Source organism: Proteus sp. Marseille-Q3619 (assembly GCF_965283115.1).
This window is the reverse complement of record NZ_CBDIMP010000001.1, coordinates 1,577,743-1,598,580: the sequence shown is the minus strand read 5'-3', so window position 1 is coordinate 1,598,580 and position 20,838 is coordinate 1,577,743. Positions and strand designations below refer to the sequence as shown.

20 protein-coding genes are annotated in these 20,838 nt (G+C 38.5%); 15 read left to right on the top strand and 5 right to left on the bottom strand.

Annotated features, from left to right (window positions below):
• The first annotated feature begins 2 nt into the window (after positions 1–2).
• Genes ACWPWK_RS07290 through hycI form a run of 9 tightly spaced genes read left to right on the top strand, consistent with a single transcriptional unit; the run spans position 3 to position 8,630 of the window.
• Positions 3–953 (top strand): respiratory chain complex I subunit 1 family protein, encoded by a 951-nt coding sequence (locus ACWPWK_RS07290; RefSeq protein ID WP_006536164.1) that lies wholly within the window; start codon positions 3–5, stop codon positions 951–953.
• Between the two features lie 6 nt (positions 954–959).
• Positions 960–2,411, top strand: coding sequence for a hydrogenase 4 subunit D (locus ACWPWK_RS07285; protein WP_109374268.1), 1,452 nt, complete (start codon positions 960–962; stop codon positions 2,409–2,411).
• A gap of 12 nt (positions 2,412–2,423) precedes the next feature.
• Positions 2,424–3,074, top strand: coding sequence for a hydrogenase 4 membrane subunit (gene hyfE / locus ACWPWK_RS07280; RefSeq protein WP_109374269.1), 651 nt, complete (start codon positions 2,424–2,426; stop codon positions 3,072–3,074).
• Between the two features lie 4 nt (positions 3,075–3,078).
• On the top strand, positions 3,079–4,647 hold the full coding sequence (locus ACWPWK_RS07275) for a hydrogenase 4 subunit F (RefSeq protein ID WP_109374270.1): 1,569 nt from the start codon (positions 3,079–3,081) through the stop codon (positions 4,645–4,647).
• Between the two features lies 1 nt (position 4,648).
• Positions 4,649–6,382 (top strand): hydrogenase large subunit, encoded by a 1,734-nt coding sequence (locus ACWPWK_RS07270; RefSeq protein WP_109374271.1) that lies wholly within the window; start codon positions 4,649–4,651, stop codon positions 6,380–6,382.
• 11 nt (positions 6,383–6,393) lie between these two features.
• Positions 6,394–6,948 carry a hydrogenase 4 subunit H gene (gene hyfH, locus ACWPWK_RS07265; protein ID WP_075673442.1) on the top strand — a complete coding sequence of 185 codons (555 nt, stop codon included), beginning with the start codon at positions 6,394–6,396 and terminating at the stop codon, positions 6,946–6,948.
• Positions 6,945–7,727 (top strand): NADH-quinone oxidoreductase subunit B family protein, encoded by a 783-nt coding sequence (locus ACWPWK_RS07260; protein WP_109374272.1) that lies wholly within the window; start codon positions 6,945–6,947, stop codon positions 7,725–7,727. The genes hyfH and ACWPWK_RS07260 overlap by 4 nt, the downstream gene beginning before the upstream one ends.
• Positions 7,720–8,130, top strand: coding sequence for a formate hydrogenlyase maturation HycH family protein (locus tag ACWPWK_RS07255; protein WP_109374273.1), 411 nt, complete (start codon positions 7,720–7,722; stop codon positions 8,128–8,130). The genes ACWPWK_RS07260 and ACWPWK_RS07255 overlap by 8 nt, the downstream gene beginning before the upstream one ends.
• The gene (gene hycI / locus ACWPWK_RS07250; protein WP_109374274.1) at positions 8,127–8,630 is read left to right on the top strand and encodes a hydrogenase maturation peptidase HycI; all 504 of its coding nucleotides are present in this window, start codon (positions 8,127–8,129) and stop codon (positions 8,628–8,630) included. Before ACWPWK_RS07255 ends, hycI begins: the two co-directional genes overlap by 4 nt.
• 128 nt (positions 8,631–8,758) lie before the next feature.
• Here the strand turns inward: hycI and ACWPWK_RS07245 are convergent, their stop codons facing one another.
• Both ACWPWK_RS07245 and ACWPWK_RS07240 read right to left on the bottom strand, forming a co-directional pair.
• Complete coding sequence (locus ACWPWK_RS07245) at positions 8,759–9,136, bottom strand: helix-turn-helix transcriptional regulator (protein ID WP_109374275.1); 378 nt, start codon at positions 9,134–9,136, stop codon at positions 8,759–8,761.
• On the bottom strand, positions 9,133–10,506 hold the full coding sequence (locus tag ACWPWK_RS07240) for a type II toxin-antitoxin system HipA family toxin (protein ID WP_160230719.1): 1,374 nt from the start codon (positions 10,504–10,506) through the stop codon (positions 9,133–9,135). The genes ACWPWK_RS07245 and ACWPWK_RS07240 overlap by 4 nt, the downstream gene beginning before the upstream one ends.
• A gap of 377 nt (positions 10,507–10,883) precedes the next feature.
• On the opposite strand from ACWPWK_RS07240, the gene ACWPWK_RS07235 reads away from it, so the two are divergent.
• From ACWPWK_RS07235 to ACWPWK_RS07210, 6 genes are all read left to right on the top strand, one after another.
• A complete protein-coding gene (locus tag ACWPWK_RS07235) occupies positions 10,884–11,873 on the top strand; it encodes a glycosyltransferase (protein ID WP_109374277.1) in 990 nt (329 codons plus the stop codon).
• Between the two features lie 403 nt (positions 11,874–12,276).
• Positions 12,277–13,860 carry an ABC transporter substrate-binding protein gene (locus tag ACWPWK_RS07230; protein ID WP_109374278.1) on the top strand — a complete coding sequence of 528 codons (1,584 nt, stop codon included), beginning with the start codon at positions 12,277–12,279 and terminating at the stop codon, positions 13,858–13,860.
• A complete protein-coding gene (locus ACWPWK_RS07225; RefSeq protein ID WP_162558391.1) occupies positions 13,845–14,828 on the top strand; it encodes an ABC transporter permease in 984 nt (327 codons plus the stop codon). The genes ACWPWK_RS07230 and ACWPWK_RS07225 overlap by 16 nt, the downstream gene beginning before the upstream one ends.
• A complete protein-coding gene (locus ACWPWK_RS07220; RefSeq protein ID WP_109374279.1) occupies positions 14,825–15,637 on the top strand; it encodes an ABC transporter permease in 813 nt (270 codons plus the stop codon). The genes ACWPWK_RS07225 and ACWPWK_RS07220 overlap by 4 nt, the downstream gene beginning before the upstream one ends.
• Positions 15,631–16,428: an ATP-binding cassette domain-containing protein gene (locus tag ACWPWK_RS07215; RefSeq protein ID WP_109374280.1), complete on the top strand. Its 798-nt coding sequence runs from the start codon at positions 15,631–15,633 to the stop codon at positions 16,426–16,428. The genes ACWPWK_RS07220 and ACWPWK_RS07215 overlap by 7 nt, the downstream gene beginning before the upstream one ends.
• A 59-nt stretch (positions 16,429–16,487) precedes the next feature.
• Positions 16,488–17,126 (top strand): ATP-binding cassette domain-containing protein, encoded by a 639-nt coding sequence (locus ACWPWK_RS07210; protein WP_109374281.1) that lies wholly within the window; start codon positions 16,488–16,490, stop codon positions 17,124–17,126.
• 75 nt (positions 17,127–17,201) lie between these two features.
• On the opposite strand, the gene ACWPWK_RS07205 is transcribed toward ACWPWK_RS07210, so the two are convergent.
• Genes ACWPWK_RS07205 through ACWPWK_RS07195 form a run of 3 tightly spaced genes read right to left on the bottom strand, consistent with a single transcriptional unit; the run spans position 17,202 to position 20,690 of the window.
• Positions 17,202–19,142 carry an autotransporter domain-containing protein gene (locus ACWPWK_RS07205; RefSeq protein WP_454208609.1) on the bottom strand — a complete coding sequence of 647 codons (1,941 nt, stop codon included), beginning with the start codon at positions 19,140–19,142 and terminating at the stop codon, positions 17,202–17,204.
• Positions 19,139–20,095: a hypothetical protein gene (locus ACWPWK_RS07200; protein ID WP_454208607.1), complete on the bottom strand. Its 957-nt coding sequence runs from the start codon at positions 20,093–20,095 to the stop codon at positions 19,139–19,141. The genes ACWPWK_RS07205 and ACWPWK_RS07200 overlap by 4 nt, the downstream gene beginning before the upstream one ends.
• The gene (locus tag ACWPWK_RS07195) at positions 20,061–20,690 is read right to left on the bottom strand and encodes a hypothetical protein (RefSeq protein ID WP_454208605.1); all 630 of its coding nucleotides are present in this window, start codon (positions 20,688–20,690) and stop codon (positions 20,061–20,063) included. Before ACWPWK_RS07195 ends, ACWPWK_RS07200 begins: the two co-directional genes overlap by 35 nt.
• Positions 20,691–20,838 lie beyond the last annotated feature (148 nt).

Here is a 20,838-nt window from a genome sequence, read left to right as displayed (position 1 = left end):
TTATGACTTTCCAAGAAGCACCTACGTTAATGATGGGTATATTCGCACTAATACAAGCACTCTTTTTGTTGGCGATAACCCCATTATGTACAGGTATTTCGCGCACAATTCGTGCCAAGATGCATTCGCGTCAAGGCCCCGGGATTTTGCAAGATTATCGAGATATCTTTAAGTTATTTAAACGTCAATCAGTAGCACCTGAGCAATCTGGCGTGATCTTCCAAGTGATGCCTTATGTACTACTTGGCAGCATGCTGGTGGTTGCAATGGCACTGCCTGTCTTTACCGCAACGTCACTGTTTGCGGGTGCAGCCGACCTTATCGCACTGATTTATCTGTTTGCACTTTATCGTTTCTTCTTCTCTTTATCTGGTCTGGATTCAGGAAGCCCGTTTGCAGGTATTGGTGCTAGCCGTGAATTAACGCTGGGTGTGTTAGTAGAGCCTATCTTAGTGTTATCACTGATTGTGGTGGCGTTAATTGTGGGTTCAACCAACGTCGGCACCATCAGTGCAACACTTGCTCAAGGTTGGGTATCACCAACTGCCACACTGTTAGCCTTATTAGCTTGTGCTTTTGCCGCATTTATCGAAATGGGAAAAATGCCATTCGACGTTGCAGAAGCTGAGCAAGAGTTACAAGAAGGACCATTAACTGAATATTCAGGCTCTGGTTTTGCCATGGTGAAACTGGGTCTTGGGTTAAAACAAGTGGTAGTGGCTGAACTGTTTTTAGCCATATTTATTCCTTTCGGTAAAGCAACAGAATTCACCTTTATTGCACTGATCATTGCGTTAGTTTTAATGGCAGTAAAATTGTTAGTGGTGTTTGTATTAGCGTCATTGGTTGAAAACAGTTTAGCGCGTGGTCGCTTCTTACTGACTCACCATGTGACATGGTTAGGATTCGGTGTTGCGGCACTGGCTCTTGTTTTCTATTTAACCGGTCTATAAGGAGCGATGATTACAATGGAAAATATAGCTCTTGCGACCTTACTCATCCCATTTGCGGGGGCGTTGATTACGTCCTTAATGCCAAATCGGATGGCGAAGTGGTTATGTACACTGTTCGCTTTATTAGCCACATTAGGAACGGTTGTCTTAGGTTGGCAGTTCCTCGCTGAAGGTAAAGTCGATACCACAATTACGCTAGTACAATATGGCGATGTTGCGCTCTTTGGTTTTACCATTGATCGTGTCAGTACATTGATTGCTTTCGCTGTTGTGTTCTTAGGATTGTTGGTGAGTTTTTACTCTACTGGCTATCTAACCAATGGCAACCGCGAGCATCCACATGATGGTACTCGTCGCTATTATGCCTTCTTGTTGATTTTTATTGGTGCAATGGCGGGGTTAGTGCTTTCATCGACTATTTTAGGTCAACTCCTGTTTTTCGAAATCACAGGGGGATGTTCTTGGGGATTAATCGGTTACTACCAATCTGAAAAATCGCTCCGTTCAGCAATGAAAGCGTTGTTGATCACTCACGTTGCTTCAATCGGTCTTTATCTCGCAGCTGCAACTCTGTTTGTGAGTACAGGTACATTTGAATTAACCGCAATTGCAACCTTAGATGAGCCAACCAAACTGATTGTGTTTGGTGGAATTCTCTTTGCTGCTTGGGGTAAATCAGCGCAATTACCACTGCAAGCTTGGTTACCTGATGCGATGGAAGCACCAACTCCTGTGAGTGCTTACTTACACGCTGCGTCAATGGTAAAAGTCGGTGTTTACATCTTTGCTCGTGCAATCATGTCAGCAGATGGTGATGTTCCTCACCTTATTGGTTGGGTGGGTATTACCATGGCGGTTATCACGTTGATTTATGGCTTTATGATGTATCTGCCACAAAAAGATATGAAACGCCTGTTAGCATGGTCAACTATCACTCAGCTCTCTTATATCTTCCTTGCATTATCTATTTCAATCTTTGGACCGCGCGAAGCGTTTGAAGGTGGTATTGCTTATATCTTTAACCATGCCTTCGCTAAAAGTTTGTTCTTCTTAGTTGCTGGTGCATTGAGTTATAGCTGTGGTACTCGTATGTTGCCGCGCTTAAAAGGGTTAATTAATAAATATCCATTATTGGGTGTGGGTTTCTGTGTTGCCGCGCTGGCAATCGCAGGTGTTCCACCAATGAATGGCTTCTTTAGTAAATTCCCAATTTTTGCCGCAGGTTTTGAACTGTCGAGTGTTTTCTGGGTGATGACACCAATTATGGTGCTAGTACTGATTGAGTCTGTTGCTAGCTTCACTTGGTTTATCTACTGGTTTGGTCGTGTCGTTCCTGGCAAACCAAGTACAGAAGTTGAGGAAGGACAGCCCGTTCCTATGGCAATGCAAATTGTAATTGGAATACTGATTATTATGTCCTTTGCATCCAGTGTTATCGCAGTCACTTGGCTAGGATAAGGGAGATAAATCATGACTGGAGCACTTATCGTAAACAATCTGGCGGGGTTAATGATGATCACCTCGCTACTGGTAATTGGCGCGAAAAAGCCAATTGCATCCTGTTGGTTCTATGCATTGCAATCTTTCGTTTTAGTGATGATTTTCGTCACTTTAGCCAATACATTAGATGCACACCAACTCACACTTTGGGCCATTACCGCTTTCTTCACTAAAGTTCTGCTTGTGCCACTTATTCTAGGATTTGCATTCCGTAAGTTATCCGATCCTAGTGCGAATGCTGGCGTTATCAGCCCTGCAATATTAATGCTGCTAGCCGCAGTGATTGTGGTCTTAAGCTGGTTCGTCGTTGAGCCAATTCAAATACCAATGGTCGTTGATTTGAAACCTGCACTCGCAGTTTCTCTGGGACATTTTATGTTGGGTCTGCTGTGTATCGTGACTCAGCGAAATATCCTAAAACAAGCTTTTGGTTATTGTTTAATGGAAAACGGCTCTCACTTAACACTGGCATTATTAGCGTGGAGAGCGCCAGAACTGGTCGAAATCGGGATCGCCACTGACGCCATCTTCGCTGTGATTGTGATGGCAGTGTTGGCTCGTAAGATTTACCGCACGCTCAACACACTGAACGTGGATCAACTGACCGCGCTGAAGGGGTGAGGAGATGAACCAAACAACCATGTTAACGATTTTAATGTTTTCACCGTTGGTATTTTCAATACTGGCGTTTCTAAGTCCGTTATTAAAAGCCGGTGCGCGCCCTGTTGTGACGGGTATTCATGCTATTGGTATCACCGTATTGTTAATCGCTGCATTAGGGGCTGTGGCAGATGTCATGTCCCATGGCGAAATATTGGCTGCTGCTAATTGGGTTCATGTGGATAGCCTCGGCGCATTATTCCTCGCCATCTTAGGTATTATCGGCTTTTTAACGGGGCTTTATTCTATTGGCTATATGAATCATGAAGTGGATGAGGGGGAAATCTCAGTACGCACTTTGTGTAATTACTATGGTTTCTTCCACCTCTTTTTGTTCACCATGTTATTGGCAATCACCAGTAATAACTTGATTTTAATGTGGGCGGCAATTGAAGCAACAACCTTAAGCTCTGCATTCTTAGTCGGAATTTATGGTCAACGTTCTTCTTTGGAAGCTGCGTGGAAGTACATCATCATTTGTAGTGTGGGTGTGGCATTTGGTCTTTTCGGGACTATTTTGGTTTATGCCAATGCCGCAAGCTTTATGCCTGATCCAGATCAGGCTATCTTCTGGACTGAAGTGTTGAAATATACAGACCAGTTAGATCCAACACTGATGCATTTAGCTTTTGTCTTTATTTTAATCGGTTTCGGTACCAAAACGGGTTTATTTCCAATGCACGCATGGTTACCAGATGCACACAGTGAAGCACCAAGTCCTGTCAGTGCGTTGTTATCAGCGGTTTTACTGAATTGTGCGCTGTTAATCATCATTCGTTACTACATCATTATTGATGCGGCAATTGGTACTGAATTTACACGTAACCTATTGTTGATATTTGGTTTCCTCTCTGTTGCTATCGCGGCGTTCTTTATTCTTATTCAGCGTGATATGAAACGTCTTTTAGCGTATTCCAGTGTGGAAAACATGGGATTAATTGCCGTCGCATTAGGGATTGGCGGACCAATTGGTATTTTGGCTGCTTTATTCCACACCTTAAACCACAGCTTAGCGAAAGCACTGTTGTTCTGTGGTTCAGGTAACGTGTTATTGAAATACGGTACTCGTGATTTAAATGTCGTGAAAGGCATGTTTAAAGTGATGCCATTAAGTGCAGCCCTTTTTGCTGGTGGTGCTTTAGCGCTAGGGGGTATGCCGCCTTTCAACGTCTTTATTAGTGAATTTATGATTGTTGTGGCAGGTTTAGCTTCTCAGCATATTGGCTTAACTATCCTATTATTATTGTTATTGACCGTAGTATTAGGTGGTCTAGTTCGTATGGTGGCTAAAACTGTCTTTGGTCCAAAACCTGATGTTGTTGCTAAAGGTGAACTGGGAATTTTAACCACACTACCAATGGTCATTCTGATTGCACTTATGCTGTTAATGGGAACTCACATTCCTAAACCTGTTAGCGAGCTGTTAGAAAATGCCGCTAATATCGTGATGAATATTGATAAAAGTGAGTCACCTACTTATGCATGGCCAACGGCTTTAATCAGCAATCCATCCACATCGGTTCAGGAGATGTAACGTGAGCTACCAAAATTATGTCAGTAGAAAAGAGGGAAAAGAATTAGGCGGAGATTACGTTGCCAAGGTTCGTGAGAAATTCCCATCAGCCGTTCTTGATGAAGAGCGACAAACCGCTGATCAATTGACGATAACAGTAAAAACGGAATCACTCCCTGAAGTGGTGGAATATCTGTATTACGGCTTAGGCGGTTGGTTACCTGTTTTATTCGGTAATGACGAACGTAGTTTAAACGGGGACTATGCTGTTTATTACGCATTATCAATGGAAGAGGGTGAAAAATGCTGGGTTGTTGTAAAAGCCCATGTTAGCCCAATTACTTTAGAGTTCCCGTCAGTGACACCGCGAGTACCCGCCGCAGTGTGGGGTGAACGTGAAATCCGTGATATGTATGGTCTTATCCCTGTTGGTTTACCTGATGAACGTCGTTTAGTGCTTCCAGATGACTGGCCTGAAGAGATGTATCCACTGCGTAAAGATGCGATGGATTATCGTCAACGTCCAGCACCTTCAACTGAAGTTGAAACTTATCCCTTCTTGAACGAAGGTAAGCAAGATGCACGCGTTGTGCCAATTGGCCCTATGCACATTACTTCGGATGAACCGGGACACTTCCGCTTATTTGTAGACGGTGAAAACATTGTCGATGCCGATTACCGCATGTTCTATGTTCACCGTGGTATGGAAAAACTGGCAGAAACCCGTATGGGTTATAACGAAGTGACATTCTTATCAGACCGCGTATGTGGTATCTGTGGTTTTACTCACAGTGTGGCGTATGTGACTTCTGTTGAAAATGCGTTAGGCATTGAAGTACCACGTCGTGCGCACACTATTCGTTCTATTCTATTAGAAGTTGAGCGTCTTCATAGCCATTTATTAAACATTGGTTTAGCCAGTCACTTTACAGGCTTTGATACTGGCTTTATGCAATTTTTCCGTATTCGTGAAAAATCAATGCAGATTGCAGAAATGCTCACTGGTGCGCGTAAAACGTATGGCTTGAACTTAATTGGGGGTATTCGTCGCGATATTTTAAAAGATCAGCGTCTGAAGACTATCCAACTTGTTAGAGAAATGCGTAAAGAAGTCACTGAATTAGTGGATATTCTGCTATCAGCGCCGAATATGGAACAACGTACTGTCGGTGTTGGCATCTTAGATAAGAAAGTGGCTCGTGATTTTAGCCCAGTAGGTCCAATGATAAGAGCAAGTGGATTTAAACGTGACGTGCGTTTTGACCACCCATTTGCAGATTATGGCAATCTTCCACTGACTCTCTTTAGTTATGAAGGTGGCGACGTATTCTCCCGTGTGATGGTACGTATTAAAGAAGTCTTGGATTCAATGGCAATGATTGAATACGCCTTAGATAATTTGCCAGAAGGGCCATTATTAACCGAAGGCTTTACTTATCAGCCATATAAATTTGCACTGGGCTTTACTGAAGCCCCACGCGGTGAAGATGTTCACTGGAGTATGTTGGGTGATAACCAAAAATTATTCCGCTGGCGTTGCCGTGCTGCAACTTATGCTAACTGGCCTGTATTACGCTATATGTTGCAAGGAAATACAGTCTCTGATGCGCCGTTAATTATCGGTAGTCTTGACCCTTGTTATTCCTGTACTGACAGGGTAACGCTTGTCGATGTGAAAAAACGTAAATCTAAAACAGTTTCTTACAAAGAAATTGAACGTTACAGCATCGAACGTAAAAATTCGCCGCTCAAGTGAGGGAATGAACGATGTTAAAATTGTTTAAAACCATAATCAAAACAGGCGAAGCAACGACCAAATATCCGTTTAAACCTCTGGATTTACCTGATGGTTTTAGAGGAAAACCGGAATATGATGCACAGCAATGCATTGTCTGCGGTGCTTGCACCGCAGCATGTCCTGCTAATGCGTTAACGATGGAAACGAATTTGGAAACAGGCGAGCGTCATTGGCAATTATTCATTGGCCGCTGTATTTATTGCGGTCGTTGTGAAGAAGTTTGCCCAACAAGAGCGATTGTTTTATCCGATATGTTTGAAACGGCAGTGACTAAAAAGTCAGATCTTTATATTAAAGGCACTTTTAAATTATTGAATTGCCGTGAATGCCATCAACCATTTACGCCTAGAAAATCAGTTGAATATGCGATGGAACTATTAGTGCAATCAGGCTGGGATGAGCAAACTGTAGAAGCGATGCGCCCACAATTTGAAACTTGCCCTGAATGTAAGCGTAAACATAACTTGTTATCTGATGGTCGTGAAAATATTAGTGTGGGCGAAATTGGGAGTACAATAAAATGAGTCTACCAGAAATTCCCATTAATCATCATGTTAGCCAGCCTATCACCCTTGATGATCAGGTTAAAAAGCTAAAGCAGACATTGTTGAAAGATATTCAGCGTTCAGCTTATGTTTATCGTGTTGACTGTGGTGGTTGTAATGGTTGTGAGATTGAAATTTTCTCCGCAATTACACCGGTTTTTGATGCTGAACGTTTTGGTATCAAAGTGGTAGCCTCGCCTCGTCACGCTGATATTTTATTATTCACTGGCGCAGTAACGCGCCAGATGCGTGTTCCTGCATTACGTGCTTATGAATCAGCGCCTGATCCAAAAATCTGTATCTCTTATGGTGCTTGTGGCTGTGGTGGTGGGATTTTCCACGATCTCTATTGTGTATGGGGTGGTAGTGAATCTATCGTGCCTATTGATGTGTGGATCCCTGGTTGTCCTCCAACACCTGCGGCGACGATTTATGGATTTGCTGTTGCACTGGGTTTGTTAGACCAAAAATTAAAAGGCGAATCGCACATTGAAGTAGAGAATGAAAAAGCATCTCTCATTCTGCCTTCTATTCCTTTAGATGCTCGCGTGATGATTGAGCGTGAAGCGCGTCGTCTTGCTGGCTATTATCAGGGAAGACAAATCAGTGATCATTTCCTCACCTTATTAGAAGGCGCCACTATTCAAGAAGTAACTGGACGCGTTGATGAATGGCTACGACAAGCGAACGATCCTCGTTTATCGGAGATTGTAAAACGCTTAGTGCATTCCTTGAATCAAGGAGGCGTATATGCCTGATGACGCTAAAGTTTATTTTTGGTCATTAAGACAAAAGTTTGTTGATAGCGATGACGATATTCCTGCGGAAGCGCAACAGGTCATGTATTACTCACTCGCGATTGGTCACCATGTGGGTATGATTGATTGCTTAAAAACAGAGCTAGTCTGCCCTTTAGAAAAATATAAAGCATGGATTGACTTATTACCTGAAGGTGAAGCCAAACGCAAAATGCAAGGATTGCTAACATTTGGCGAAATCAATATTAACTCTGAGCATACTCACTTATTAGCGTTAGCATTTGATCCTATTATCAAAAATGAAGATCCCATTTTTAGTGAGTGGAGTCAAACGCTGATTAAATTACTGGGTGAGATCCACGCAGAACCTGCTATTTATTTGATTGTGAAGAGAAAACCATGAGTAAAGCAATGACAGCACCTAAAGTGGTATTAACGGTCGGCAACAGTATGATGGGCGACGATGGTGCAGGCCCTCTGCTTGCTGAGTTAATGGAAGCAAACCCTATTGATGGATGGATTGTTATCAACGGAGGAAGTGCGCCTGAAAATGTCTCTTATCAAGTAAGAGAGTTACAACCTCAATGTGTTGTTATTGTTGATGCTGCAGATATTGGTTTAAACCCTGGTGAAATTAGGGTGATAGATCCTAACTACATAGCGGAAATGTTTATTATGAGCACTCATAATATGCCGCTGAATTTTCTTATCGATCAATTAAAAGATGATATTCCAGATATTACTTTCTTAGGGATCCAACCCGATCTCGTTGGTTTTTATTATCCAATGACCGAAGCGGTAAAAAATGCCGTTGATGAAGTGTATCAAGGGATCAAGTCTTGGAGAGTTGATTACTTTCCAGCGCTTGAAGTCTGCGATGAAGAAGAAGATATTGAAGAATAAAAGTACAACAAGTATCCACCGATTTTTGATATAAATAAAAAAGAAAAACATCCGCTTTGCGGATGTTTTTCTTTAATGAGTGATATAAGTATCATTATTTATAAAAAAAGTGTTTTTTGTAACTTATATTACGCATTGTTATTACTGTGCTCTTTTAGTAATGAAAATAAGACATGAGGAGAAAAAGGGATCAGTCCAATCTTTAATCCAAATGGTTTAAATGCTTTATTAATAATGTCAGCAGAATAATTACCTTTGTCATTTTCTATTTCTGATAGTGTCTTGCGTGAAATATTAATAAGCTTTGCATAGCGTTCTTGGTTTAAACTTAATATTTTTATTCTTAATATTTTTAATGCCTCTCCTTGGCTTATTTCTCCAAATAACAACTGAGACATGATCTGATTAATCACTTCTTTTCTGTCCACGGTTGCAACAGATTGACGTGTTTTAGATACTCTAGCTGGAGGTTTGCTTATTTGGATTTTATTTTTGACATTACTCATGATAGTAATCCCCAGCGTTCTAGCTTATTAGGTATAAAATCAAAACCAAATGAAGGCATTGTGAGGATTTGTATTGGCACACCTCTTACCTCTAATCTTTCTTTTAACGTAATGAGTTGTAAGGCGGTTTCTTTTAGCGCGTTAAGTAACTGTTCTTGTGGTATTAAATCAGATAAAGAATTTGCGATATTAATAAAATTATACTCTCCTCCCATTTCACTTTGTGAATGCCATTTTGTTGTTCTAGCAATACCTTCAGGATCAGCCTTCATAGGTGCAAAGTCATAGATAGGGGCAAGATAAATTGAGTTATTGTTTCTTATAAAAGAAGTATTTCGACCATGATTATCACTATTACCAAAAATGATATTCAATAAATCTCGCCTTACCCATTCAATAATAAAATCGTTTGTATCAAATTGAAAATCAAATTGGGTGACCATATTACTTTGATTAATTTTATCAATTAATTCTCTGATCACTGTTTCATGATATAGAGTTGTGCCAGGTGCTTTATTCAATATGGAATAGACAGATTCTATAGCTAAACGAATAACTTTATGATTTTCTCTTTTGATATCAAAACGAGGAAGCCATAAAGAAGGGTAATTATTTCCTTCTTCTAGACGCATACCCTCAATAGAAATAGTATTGAAACCCATTGCAGTAAGTTCATGATAAAAATGATATTCTGTTCTTAAAATATCACAATCTATACTTGAACGTTTTCCTCTCGGAAATTTAACTAAGTAATATTTATCATGGTTAGATATATCATCTTGATAAGTATCAATCCAAACTTCTTCATTATCACTGCATCTTAATAACAATTTCGGAGCTTCGCCTCCGGCACCTGTTGCACCACCAGCGGCTGCGCCTTTACGTTGTGCGTAATCTAGAAAATCGCTGGCTCTATTTTTGACATCATCAATAGTAAAAACAAGGTGTTCATTTAAGTTAGAAGGGGCTGGCAGTGATTCTTTTACACGTAAGTTACCAATAGGTGAAATAGTACCATGATAAAGTAATTCATAGTTTTGTTGTTCTACAGTCAAATTCGAAATATCAAGATATTGAACCCAATATCTCCGACTGGCTCCACTAGGTACAATATCATCTAAAAATTTAAGCCAACTTGGAGAGCCATTATCATCAAAATAAAGGGCAACAGGATGATTAATAGAAACAGAGTGGTTGTCGTCTTGATACAGGTAATCCACTGAATAATTTGTTTCATACTCTAATTCAGTGATTGGATAGGTAATATCATACTTGTTTGCATATAATGTGCGATCATGATCAGGAAAGTTAATAATAGCAATATCTCTCCATTCTTGATCAAGAAATGCTTGTAATGTTACTTTTTCCATATTGATTGCCTTATAAATACAATGAGTGATATTTCACTCATTAAAACATAAAAATGAATTTATTGTAACTTATATTACGCATTGTTAATTGAATGCCTGCTAATAACATTTATTCTCCACGCTAACCTTAATTTTCCCTTTAGTTATCTCTTTTAAAAAACAAACTACCTTAACCCTTTCTTCATAAGAGATAAAAAGAAGTTAATTATACTTATCTTCATTAAATATCATTTTTACCTTTAGTTAGTTAAAAATTAAGTTTTCATTAAGAATGAATTAAGAGTAATTAACTCTTTGAATTACTCTGTTTGCTTGTTTTCAATACTAACTATTTAAGGGGAAATTCTTTTCTTAGCTAAGAATATAAAAGGTGGGTTATGTCTTCTTCTATACCTCAACTGAGTATCGTCGTCGCCATTTATAATGGTGAAAAATTTTTATCTCCATTTTTCAATGGATTACAATCTATTAAATTAAAAAATTGGGAACTTATTTTAGTTAATGATGGCTCTAGAGATAATTCACTTAAAATATTACAAGAATGGGAAGAAAGATTTCCTCGAGTCACTATTATTGATCAGGAAAACCAAGGTGTATCTGTTGCTCGTAATATAGGATTTAATATTTCAAAAGGTCAATATATTGTTTTTCCTGATATTGATGATGTAATTCATCCTAATATGTATGACAGAATGCTTAATGTAGCTAAAGATGATAATTTGGATATTTTAACCTGTAATGGTAATTATGTTTATACAGATGGGCGTCCTTCACGACCTATATTTCCATCTAACCGCTTGCAGACAACGGGAGTTTTAACGGGGCCACAATGGCTAGAAATTGCATTAAACTCTAAAAAATTCTTACATGTGACTTGGTTAAATATTTATCGTCGTGAATTTTTACTTGATCATGGTTATTATTTTGAACCGGGTTTACATCATCAAGATATTCCGTGGACAACTGAAGTGTTATTAACAGCGCGGCGGGTTAAATATATCGATGAACGCTATTACGATTATTTGATTCATTCCGGATCGGTTTCTCATGCAACACCTAATGACAGTATTCATGTTAGAACAATTCATAATTACATGAAAATATTAGAAATGCTTGATGCTATTAATCAAAAACATAAGGAAGTGACTCAAAATATCAATGCGTGTTATTGGCAAATTGCAAAAGAGGGTTTGGGAATTATTCACTCAATTGTTGCTATTCAATCTATTGAAATTAAAAAACAAATCGTTAAAGAATTTTTTGATAGAGGGATATGGACATTGATCTGGAAAAATGCAAAAGATCTAAGATTACGTTGGCGTTTAGGTCGACGCTATTTTAAATTAAAAAGAATATTAAATTCATGATCACAAGAGGGCACAATAATGTGCCTTTTTATTTTCAATGTATATTAAATAAAAGGAAATAATCTAATTTCGTTAAAAATTCATTTTATTTCGTTTTGCGCTCACTAATAAATTCAATGATAAATATATAACTTATTTATTAGAAAAATACTGTGCACTTGCTAGAATTTTGCCATAATGAGTATTACTCCTTAATAAAAGTTTATGTAAAATCAATAAACTGGCGAATATTATTCGAGTAGTTGAATAAAAAAACTTATTATGATGCCACGGGTTTAGCCTTTATCTGCATCAAGTTGCAGAGCATCACAATTACCATTGTTATTTATCTTGCTTCAGCCTCTTCATCTTATTTAGATAGAGACTGATGATAAGTCGTACCTAAAAAATCGGAGAATGTTTTATGTCTATTCGGTTTGGTTGGCGTCAATCATTAGTAACCTTAACTTGCTTAGCCGCGTTAAGCGTCCCTTTTGCAACATCTGCTCAAACGCTGAAATTAGCTATTGGTGAAGAGCCAACAGAAGGCTTCGACCCAATGCTGGGCTGGAGTCATGGCAGTTATTTACTTCTCCATAGTCCATTGTTAAAGCAAAATGCGGATCTCTCTTGGTATAGCAATATGTTAAGTGACTATCAACCAAGTGAAGATGGTAAAACATGGAAATTAACGTTAAAGCCAGATTTAAAATTCTCTGATGGCTTACCGCTTACAGCAAAAGATATCGTATTTACTTATAACAATGCGGCTGCCAGTGGCGGTAAAGTTGATATGGGTAACTTCCTCTCTGCAAAAGCAGATGATGATTTGCATGTCACTATCACGCTAAAAGCACCACAAAGTACTTTCGTAAACGTGCTCGGCTCTTTAGGTATTGTTTCTGCCGATAAGTATGATGAAAAAACCTACGCACAAAAGCCAATTGGTGCAGGTCCTTATCGCATGGTCAGTTTCCAACCGGGGCAGCAATTAATTGTTGAAGCAAACCCTTACTATGCGGGACAGAAAAATGATTTTGAAAAATTGATTTTCGTTTTCCTTGATGAAGATGCTGCTTTTGCTGCTGCGCAAAGTGGACAATTAGGTATTGTGCGTATTCCACCCGCAACGGCTGCAATTGCTAAGAATTTACCAAATACTAAATTGTGGGAAAGACCGAGTGTTGAAAATCGCGGTATTGTTTTCCCAATGGTAAAATCAGGTGAGAAAAACGCCCAAGGCTATGACATTGGTAATGATATCACCGCTGATATCGCTATTCGTAAAGCCATTAACTACGCGTTAGATCGTAAGTTGCTTTCAGAGCAAGTCCTTGATGGTTATGCCGTTCCTGCATATACCGGCGTAAAAGGTTTACCTTGGGATCAAACTGATGCTGCTTTCAAAGATGGTGATGTTGTAAAAGCAAAACAAATTCTTGAAGATGCAGGCTGGAAGCTGAATAAAAACGGTATTCGTGAAAAAGACGGTTTAGAAGCAAAACTCACTTTATGGTATACCAGCGGTGATGCAACACGTCGTGATTTAGCTGAGTCAATTCGTGCGTTAGTGCAACCTCTTGGTATTCAAATGGATCTTAAATCAGGAAGTTGGGATACAGTAGAGCGCTATATGCACTCAAATCCAACTTTATTTGGTTGGGGTAGCCTTGATCCGATGGAGTTATATCATCACTACAGTGCTAATGCCGCGGGTGTTGGTTATTATAACCCAGGTTATTACAAAAACCCTGAAGTCGAAAAACATCTACAAGCCGCGCTTGATGCTCATACATGGCAAGAAGCCGTTCCTCATTGGAAAGCGGTAGAGTGGGATGGTAAAAATGGTGCTGGTGTAAAAGGTGATGCTGCTTGGGCTTGGCTGATGAATGTGCAACACACTTACTTAACTAATCCTTGTGTTGATCTGGGTACAGGAACACCTGAAATCCATGGTTCATGGTCATTATTAAATAGCGTAGATACTTGGAAGTGGACTTGTCAGTAATACGTCAAAGTGCAGGTTTTTTCCTGCGATTACTCTGCCTGCTGTTGGTGACAACAGCAGGTGTTTTTATTTTATTAAGTTTTTCACCAATCGATCCCATTAAGGCTTATATTGGTAGTGATCTACTGAATGTTCCTCCTGAACAATATCCTTTAATTGCAGCACGTTGGGGAATTGACCAACCTTTATGGATGCGATTTTGGCTTTGGTTTAGCCAAATCATTCAAGGGGATTTTGGCTATTCTATGTTGTATAACATGCCTGTTATTGATGTTATTCGTGAACGTGCAGGACCTTCGTTTATCTTGCTTTTTTCAGCGTGGGTATTTTCTGGTGTTATCGGTGTTGTGATGGGATTAGTCGCGGGTCGATACCTTAATCGCTGGCCAGATAGAATTATCTCTACTTTATCTTATTTATTAGCCGCGCTACCGACGTTCTGGGTAGGGTTACTGCTGTTATCTCTATTTTCTGTCACTTTACATTGGGCGCCAATTTGTTGTGCGTGGCCAATGGGAAGTAGTGCCGAGACCGCAACGTTAAGTCAGCGTTTTTCTCATCTTATCTTACCTATGATCGCGCTTGGTTTATTAGGAACAGGGAATATAGCACTGCATACTCGCGCGAAAGTTGCCGAAGTGATGGGCAGTGAATTTATCCATTTTGCTAAGGCTCAAGGTGATAAAGGTTGGGCTATGATGCTATTTCATGTTCTACGTCATGCCATTACACCTGCACTTTGCTTACAGTTTGCATCAATTGGTGAACTGCTCGGTGGCTCTCTCTTAGCAGAGAAAGTATTTGCTTATCCTGGATTAGGACAGGCAACCGTTGATGCGGGGTTACGAGGTGATATTCCTCTGTTAATGGGCATTGTGGTTTTCAGCACTATTTTGATTTTCTTCGGTAATAGCATTTCTAACAGCCTATTACGACGTATTAATAAAGGAATTTTGCGAGACTCATGATTTACGATCCGAACAAGCCATTGTTGCGACTTTTGTTAGTCACCTTCGCGTTAATTGGGTTAGTGGCGTATGGCTTTTCTGTTTCTCATACTGATATCGCAATGGATTTTCTGGCTAGGAATCAAGCCCCATCAGATCAATATTGGTTTGGGACGGATAACTTAGGTCGTTCATTATGGCTACGTTGTTTTCAAGGCATGTTAAGTAGCTTAAATATTGGTGTAACAAGTGCAGTTGTGAGTGGCACTATTGCGTTGATTTTTGCGGGAATTTCTTCCATTAATCGCTATTGCGATTTTTTTGTAAGAGGTGTTGTTGATGCACTTTTGGCATTACCTCACTTATTACTGCTTATTCTTATTTGTTTTACCTTAGGTGGTGGGCAACAAGGGGTGATTTGGGCGGTGGCATTAACTCACTGGCCTAAGCTTGCGTTAATTTTACGAGGTGAAATTCAGCGTATCCGTGAAGCGGATTATGTGATGTTATCGCGTCGTATTGGCAATTCACCTTTTGAGTGCGTAAAAAAGCACTATATTCCAATGCTATTACCTCAGTGGATCGTGGGAACCTTGTTAATGTTCCCTCATGCAGTATTGCATAGCGCAGCGTTAAGTTTCCTCGGTTTTGGTCAGGCTGCGCATGAACCTTCACTCGGCTTATTACTGGCAGATGCACTACGCTATTTAAGTACGGGCTCTTGGTGGATGGTGGTGTTTCCGGGGTTAATTTTGATGTGCTTAGTATTGATTTTCGATCAATTTGCTAAAGCAATGCAACAATTATGGCTAAGAGGGGCAGGATGTTAAGTTTTGAACAGCTTTCCATTGATATTGCACAGTTTCGTTGGTTAGGAAAACGAAATTGGCAGCCGTTGCTAAAATCAATCTCATTGGATATTAAACCCGGAAAGATGCTGGCATTAGTGGGAGGCAGTGGTGAAGGTAAGAGTCTGTTATTACAAAGTGCGCTAGGGCTTTTACCTGCCAATATGCGAGTTCGTGGTGCGATTAAACTGAATGGGCATACATTAAGTGAACGAGAGCTTATTGCTTATCGTGGGAATACTTTTTGTTATATTCCTCAAGGTGTCAGCGCGCTCAATCCGTTGATCTGTATCGGTGATCAATTAAGTCGCTCTGCTCGTTTAAGTGGTGCGGATGTTACGTCTGATGATATCGTGCAACAACTCGGTCTTTATCATCTTTCAGGTTCATTGGTAAAAACATATCCAGCAAAACTGTCTGGTGGAATGGCGAAACGCGTATTAGCCTGTAATGCAACGCTTTCTAATGCACAATATATTCTGGCTGATGAAATTACCTCGTGGCTAGATGATGAACATGCGTGTTTATTATTAGGGCATTTAAGAGCGTTATGCAATCAAGGCAAATCAGTGCTTTGGGTTACACATGATTTAGCTTTAGCGGCACGGTTTGCGGATACGATAGCGGTGCTTAATCAAGGTGAGGTTAACGAAATAATTCCCGCTAATGTGCTAAATCGCCATGAAGGTAGTGAGTGGTTAAAAACACTCTGGAGTGCATTACCTGAACAACAATTTATAAATACAAAAGAAACATCACTTAATCCATTATAATATTGTGTTCTTAAGTCTTATTTTTATACATTTCATCTGTTATTTCTGGAGTTATCTTTATGCCACTTTTAGAGTTAAAACAATTATCTGTGGAACAAGCAGGTAAGGTGTTATGGCAAGATCTCTCCTTTTCGTTAAATGTGGGAGAGCGACTCGGTATTTCAGCACCAAGTGGTACAGGGAAAACAACCTTAGGTCGCGTTTTAGCACAATGGCAAGCACCAACCCAAGGTTCAATTCTCATTAATGGAAAACCATTATCTGAAAAAGGTTATTGCCCAATTCAATTAGTTCCTCAACATCCTGATAAGTGTTTTAACCCTTTTCGAACAACAGGCGAAAGTGTTCGCGATGCTTGGTCGCCAGATAAATATTGGCTGGAAAAATTACGAATAAAGCCAGAGTGGTTAACACGTAGACCTAATGAATTATCGGGTGGAGAGCTGGCGCGTATTGCCCTATTAAGGGCGCTTGATCCTCGTACTCAAATATTGATTGCAGATGAGGTAACGGCACAATTAGATGCTCAAATTCAAGCTGAAATTTGGAAAGTGTTAATTGATGAAAGCCAAAAACGCCCCTTAAGCTTGATTATTTTTAGCCACAATAAAGCGCTTCTTGAGAAGGTTTCGACGAAGGTGTGGTGGGTTGATACGGAAAAAAGTGTTTCTACTATTAAAAATAACGGGCTATCTTAATCCGTTAGTGAAAAAAATGGCTTCCTATATTTTTATAGGAAGCCGAATATTACTGCTAAACGTAACAATATGGAATTAGAAACGATAGGTGTAGTTAATACCAAATTGCATATCGTGATTGCGATACGTGGTCATTTCCCAATTTGCTTTAGTACCAATAGATGAGTGTTTATCCACTTGATACGTTAATCCAATATGCGCAAATGGACGTTGTTTTAACTGCTTTTTATTTTCTGAATAATCAATATTCTGTTGACCTAAATAATCAATATGGCTACGAAAATCACTTTGATGATGTGATAGGTTCCATAATAAACCCGCTTTGGTGTTTAGTATGAAAGAGGAACCTAATAAATGATCCATACCTAATCCCATTTTGGCTAACAATGAATGCGTTTTAAGGGCATCATAGTGCGCTGCAAATTGGGCATTTTGAGTTTCACTGTAAGCTGAACGCGAGACTTGATTAAAAGTAAGCCCAGCAAAGGGTGTGAGTATAAATTCATTTGATATGGTGTATGGGTAAGAACCTTGTAAATCAATATGATAACCAGAAATTTTAGCATTACCTTTACCCGCTTCAGTATCTTCTAATATTTGTCTTTCGATAGAAACTTTTCGATTTAAATAAGCCCCTTTTAATGACAGATGTAATGCATTGCTATTTAATTCTGCATTGAGTGATGGCATTAAATCTAGGCTAAAACCAATTAAAGGTAATGCATAACCTTGATATTGATATCCTTTTGGCAATGAGGAATAAACATCAGTATCAATGGCAAGTCCGACAACGAATGGAATCGCGTTGATATTAAAACGATAAGCACCACTTAATCCCGTTTGTGTTGCATTGGCTTTATCTACGTTTTGGTAGTGTGCAAAGCCACTAATACAGGCTTTTTCAGTACCCACAGAACAAGTTGCTGAAGCTAAATGGCGCAGTTGTCCTTGTTGCATATCTATAAATTTATAGTCGTTTTCAGCCATTAATAGCATTGATTTATAAGTGTTTTCAATATCGATAGGTTTGCTGGCAATAATTGATGGCTTAATTTTTTCTTGCTCTTTGGCTAAACGGTCTTGTTCAGCTTTGGCTTTATCGGCTTGCTCTTTGGCTAAGCGGTCTTGTTCAGCTTTGGCTTTATCGGCTTGCTCTTTGGCTAAACGATCTTGTTCAGCTTTGGCTTTATCGGCTTGCTCTTTGGCTAAGCGGTCTTGTTCAGCTTTGGCTTTATCGGCTTGCTCTTTGGCTAAGCGGTCTTGTTCAGCTTTGGCTTTATCGGCTTGCTCTTTGGCTAAACGGTCTTGTTCAGCTTTGGCTTTATCGGCTTGCTCTTTGGCTAAACGGTCTTGTTCAGCTTTGGCTTTATCGGCTTGCTCTTTGGCTAAGCGGTCTTGTTCAGCTTTGGCTTTATCTTGTTCAGCTTTGGCTTTATCGGCTTGCTCTTTGGCTAAACGGTCTTGTTCAGCTTTGGCTTTATCGGCTTGCTCTTTGGCTAAGCGGTCTTGTTCAGCTTTGGCTTTATCGACTTGCTCTTTGGCTAAGCGGTCTTGTTCAGCTTTGGCTTTATCGGCTTGCTCTTTGGCTAAACGGTCTTGTTCAGCTTTGGCTTTATCGGCTTGCTCTTTGGCTAAGCGGTCTTGTTCAGCTTTGGCTTTATCGGCTTGCTCTTTGGCTAAACGGTCTTGTTCAGCTTTGGCTTTATCGGCTTGCTCTTTGGCTAAGCGGTCTTGTTCAGCTTTAGCTTTATCGGCTTGCTCTTTGGCTAAACGGTCTTGTTCTGTTTCTTTTTTGGGTATTGTTTGCAATTCGGTTAATGCAGTTTTAGCTTGGTTATATTGAGACTCAATAAATTTTACATTTTGAGCTTCTTGAGAATTATCTAAAGAATTGAGTTGTTGTTCTATTTTATTAATTTCGTTTTTATTATTCTCTATAACATCACCATACCCTTCATAGATATGTATATTTTTTAAGAAATAATCATTTTCATTTTTATCCAAAAGAGGATTCATTGCTTCCCTCTTTTGTTCCATTTCGTTTTGTTGATTTTTAAGTTCAGCTTGTTTTTTTCTAAAATTTCTTTTAAAGAAAATAATGAATTTTTTTCTTTTTCAAGGTCTAGTTTTAATTTTTCAGATAATTTTTTTGTTAAATTGATATCCTTCTTAGCAAGGGTTTTCGCATTCTCTATATTTGTTTTTTCATTACTTTTATTTTGCTCTGAATTATTTGAATTTTGTAATTTCCATGTCACTAATTTCCAATTATTTTCTCTGTCATTTGCTACACCAAACACAACATTTCCATCGCCTGAAATTGAATATGCTTCTGATTCATTTCCCATATTTGTATTTTTTAATGCAACAATTTTATTTTTATCTTTTTTATAAACAAATGCATTTCTTAAATAATGAGAATTTGAAAGTTCGCTTTCTCCATTTCTTTTTTCGTTATATTCAGACCAACCTACAATAATATTTCCATCGTCAGAAATATCTGTGGCTTCTGAATTCGCCTTAAAGTTGAATTTACTATGTGTATCATATAATGGATTGATATTAGTAAAGTTTCTATCTGAAGGTGCATAGAAAAAAGATTGGCGATAAAGTATTTTTTTATTATTATCCCATGATTCATACCATCCTATAAAAATATTATTTTTAGAGACAGCATTGATTTTTGATGATCCAAAATTTGAACTGGTTAGTGTCATTAATTTATCGTTATCAGTGTGATAAACAAAAGCAATATTTGTATTGGATTCATTTTTGCTATCTCTTAATAATGAACCATAAAGATAATTACCATCAAGTGTGCTGGTTTCAATCTTAGGTTTTCTATCAATAAATTTTTCAATAAAATTTAAGTTATTAAATGCATTAAACCTTGCTTGTTCTGGATGATTTTTTAGGTCTGTTTTATCTAAAAGTTTAAGCGGGAATACTCCGTTTTTTTTTATTATCATAGATGGTGTAAACCATTTTATTATAAGGAAGATAACCATCATGTGTTTCCATTAATGGAATGTAGCTCTCATCATGATCAGCATAAAGGCTAAATCGACCATCTTCTGTTGTTAAAAAATGATCATCAGTATAATAATTATTATCTTTATTACTTAAAAATTTAACCTCTTTTGTCACTGTGTTATAAATAAAAAGTTGTGATAATGCTTTATTTTTATCATGACCATTCCCTATTGCATAAAGACCGTCATGAGATAAAGATATAATTTTGATTTTATCAATATTTTCTATCTCTAAAGGTTCAAAATGAGCGCCATAATCAAAACTAATAGTATTCTTTTTATCAATTGAGTTAATAATTACAGTTGAATGTTTTGATGTGTAAATATTGTTTTTTTCTCGATAACCAAGAACACCATGATGATGTTGACTGTGTTTATAGTCCTTTAAATTTTGAATAGGATATTGATCAAAGAAAAAAGAAATAGGATCTGTTGCACTGAGTTCATTAGGTATATTTGCATGACTAGACGAAGAGAAAATAATTATTGAAGTAATTATTGATAACTTGAATATCTTTTTTCTTATAAGCATAAATTATTGTTCCATTTTATATTGGCAGGATTTTTTTGAAGACTAGTTTGATCTTCTTTTTCTGTCAATATAAATGGATTTTATTTTAAAATGCATTGCTAATTATATTTATTATAATTTTAAATAATTATTTTTGATTTTAATTGAT

Excerpts from the sequence above, each read along its gene's own strand:
- hyfH (WP_075673442.1), top strand. The coding sequence starts at position 6,394 with ATGTTAAAATTGTTTAAAACCATAATCAAAACAGGCGAAGCAACGACC.
- hyfE (WP_109374269.1), top strand. The coding sequence starts at position 2,424 with ATGACTGGAGCACTTATCGTAAACAATCTGGCGGGGTTAATGATGATC.
- ACWPWK_RS07260 (WP_109374272.1), top strand. The coding sequence starts at position 6,945 with ATGAGTCTACCAGAAATTCCCATTAATCATCATGTTAGCCAGCCTATC.
- ACWPWK_RS07275 (WP_109374270.1), top strand. The coding sequence starts at position 3,079 with ATGAACCAAACAACCATGTTAACGATTTTAATGTTTTCACCGTTGGTA.
- ACWPWK_RS07290 (WP_006536164.1), top strand. The coding sequence starts at position 3 with ATGACTTTCCAAGAAGCACCTACGTTAATGATGGGTATATTCGCACTA.
- ACWPWK_RS07240 (WP_160230719.1), bottom strand. The coding sequence starts at position 10,506 with ATGGAAAAAGTAACATTACAAGCATTTCTTGATCAAGAATGGAGAGAT.
- ACWPWK_RS07235 (WP_109374277.1), top strand. The coding sequence starts at position 10,884 with ATGTCTTCTTCTATACCTCAACTGAGTATCGTCGTCGCCATTTATAAT.
- ACWPWK_RS07285 (WP_109374268.1), top strand. The coding sequence starts at position 960 with ATGATTACAATGGAAAATATAGCTCTTGCGACCTTACTCATCCCATTT.
- ACWPWK_RS07210 (WP_109374281.1), top strand. The coding sequence starts at position 16,488 with ATGCCACTTTTAGAGTTAAAACAATTATCTGTGGAACAAGCAGGTAAG.
- ACWPWK_RS07255 (WP_109374273.1), top strand. The coding sequence starts at position 7,720 with ATGCCTGATGACGCTAAAGTTTATTTTTGGTCATTAAGACAAAAGTTT.
- ACWPWK_RS07205 (WP_454208609.1), bottom strand. The coding sequence starts at position 19,142 with ATGAATCCTCTTTTGGATAAAAATGAAAATGATTATTTCTTAAAAAAT.
- hycI (WP_109374274.1), top strand. The coding sequence starts at position 8,127 with ATGAGTAAAGCAATGACAGCACCTAAAGTGGTATTAACGGTCGGCAAC.
- ACWPWK_RS07215 (WP_109374280.1), top strand. The coding sequence starts at position 15,631 with ATGTTAAGTTTTGAACAGCTTTCCATTGATATTGCACAGTTTCGTTGG.
- ACWPWK_RS07230 (WP_109374278.1), top strand. The coding sequence starts at position 12,277 with ATGTCTATTCGGTTTGGTTGGCGTCAATCATTAGTAACCTTAACTTGC.
- ACWPWK_RS07200 (WP_454208607.1), bottom strand. The coding sequence starts at position 20,095 with ATGATAATAAAAAAAAACGGAGTATTCCCGCTTAAACTTTTAGATAAA.
- ACWPWK_RS07195 (WP_454208605.1), bottom strand. The coding sequence starts at position 20,690 with ATGCTTATAAGAAAAAAGATATTCAAGTTATCAATAATTACTTCAATA.
- ACWPWK_RS07220 (WP_109374279.1), top strand. The coding sequence starts at position 14,825 with ATGATTTACGATCCGAACAAGCCATTGTTGCGACTTTTGTTAGTCACC.
- ACWPWK_RS07245 (WP_109374275.1), bottom strand. The coding sequence starts at position 9,136 with ATGAGTAATGTCAAAAATAAAATCCAAATAAGCAAACCTCCAGCTAGA.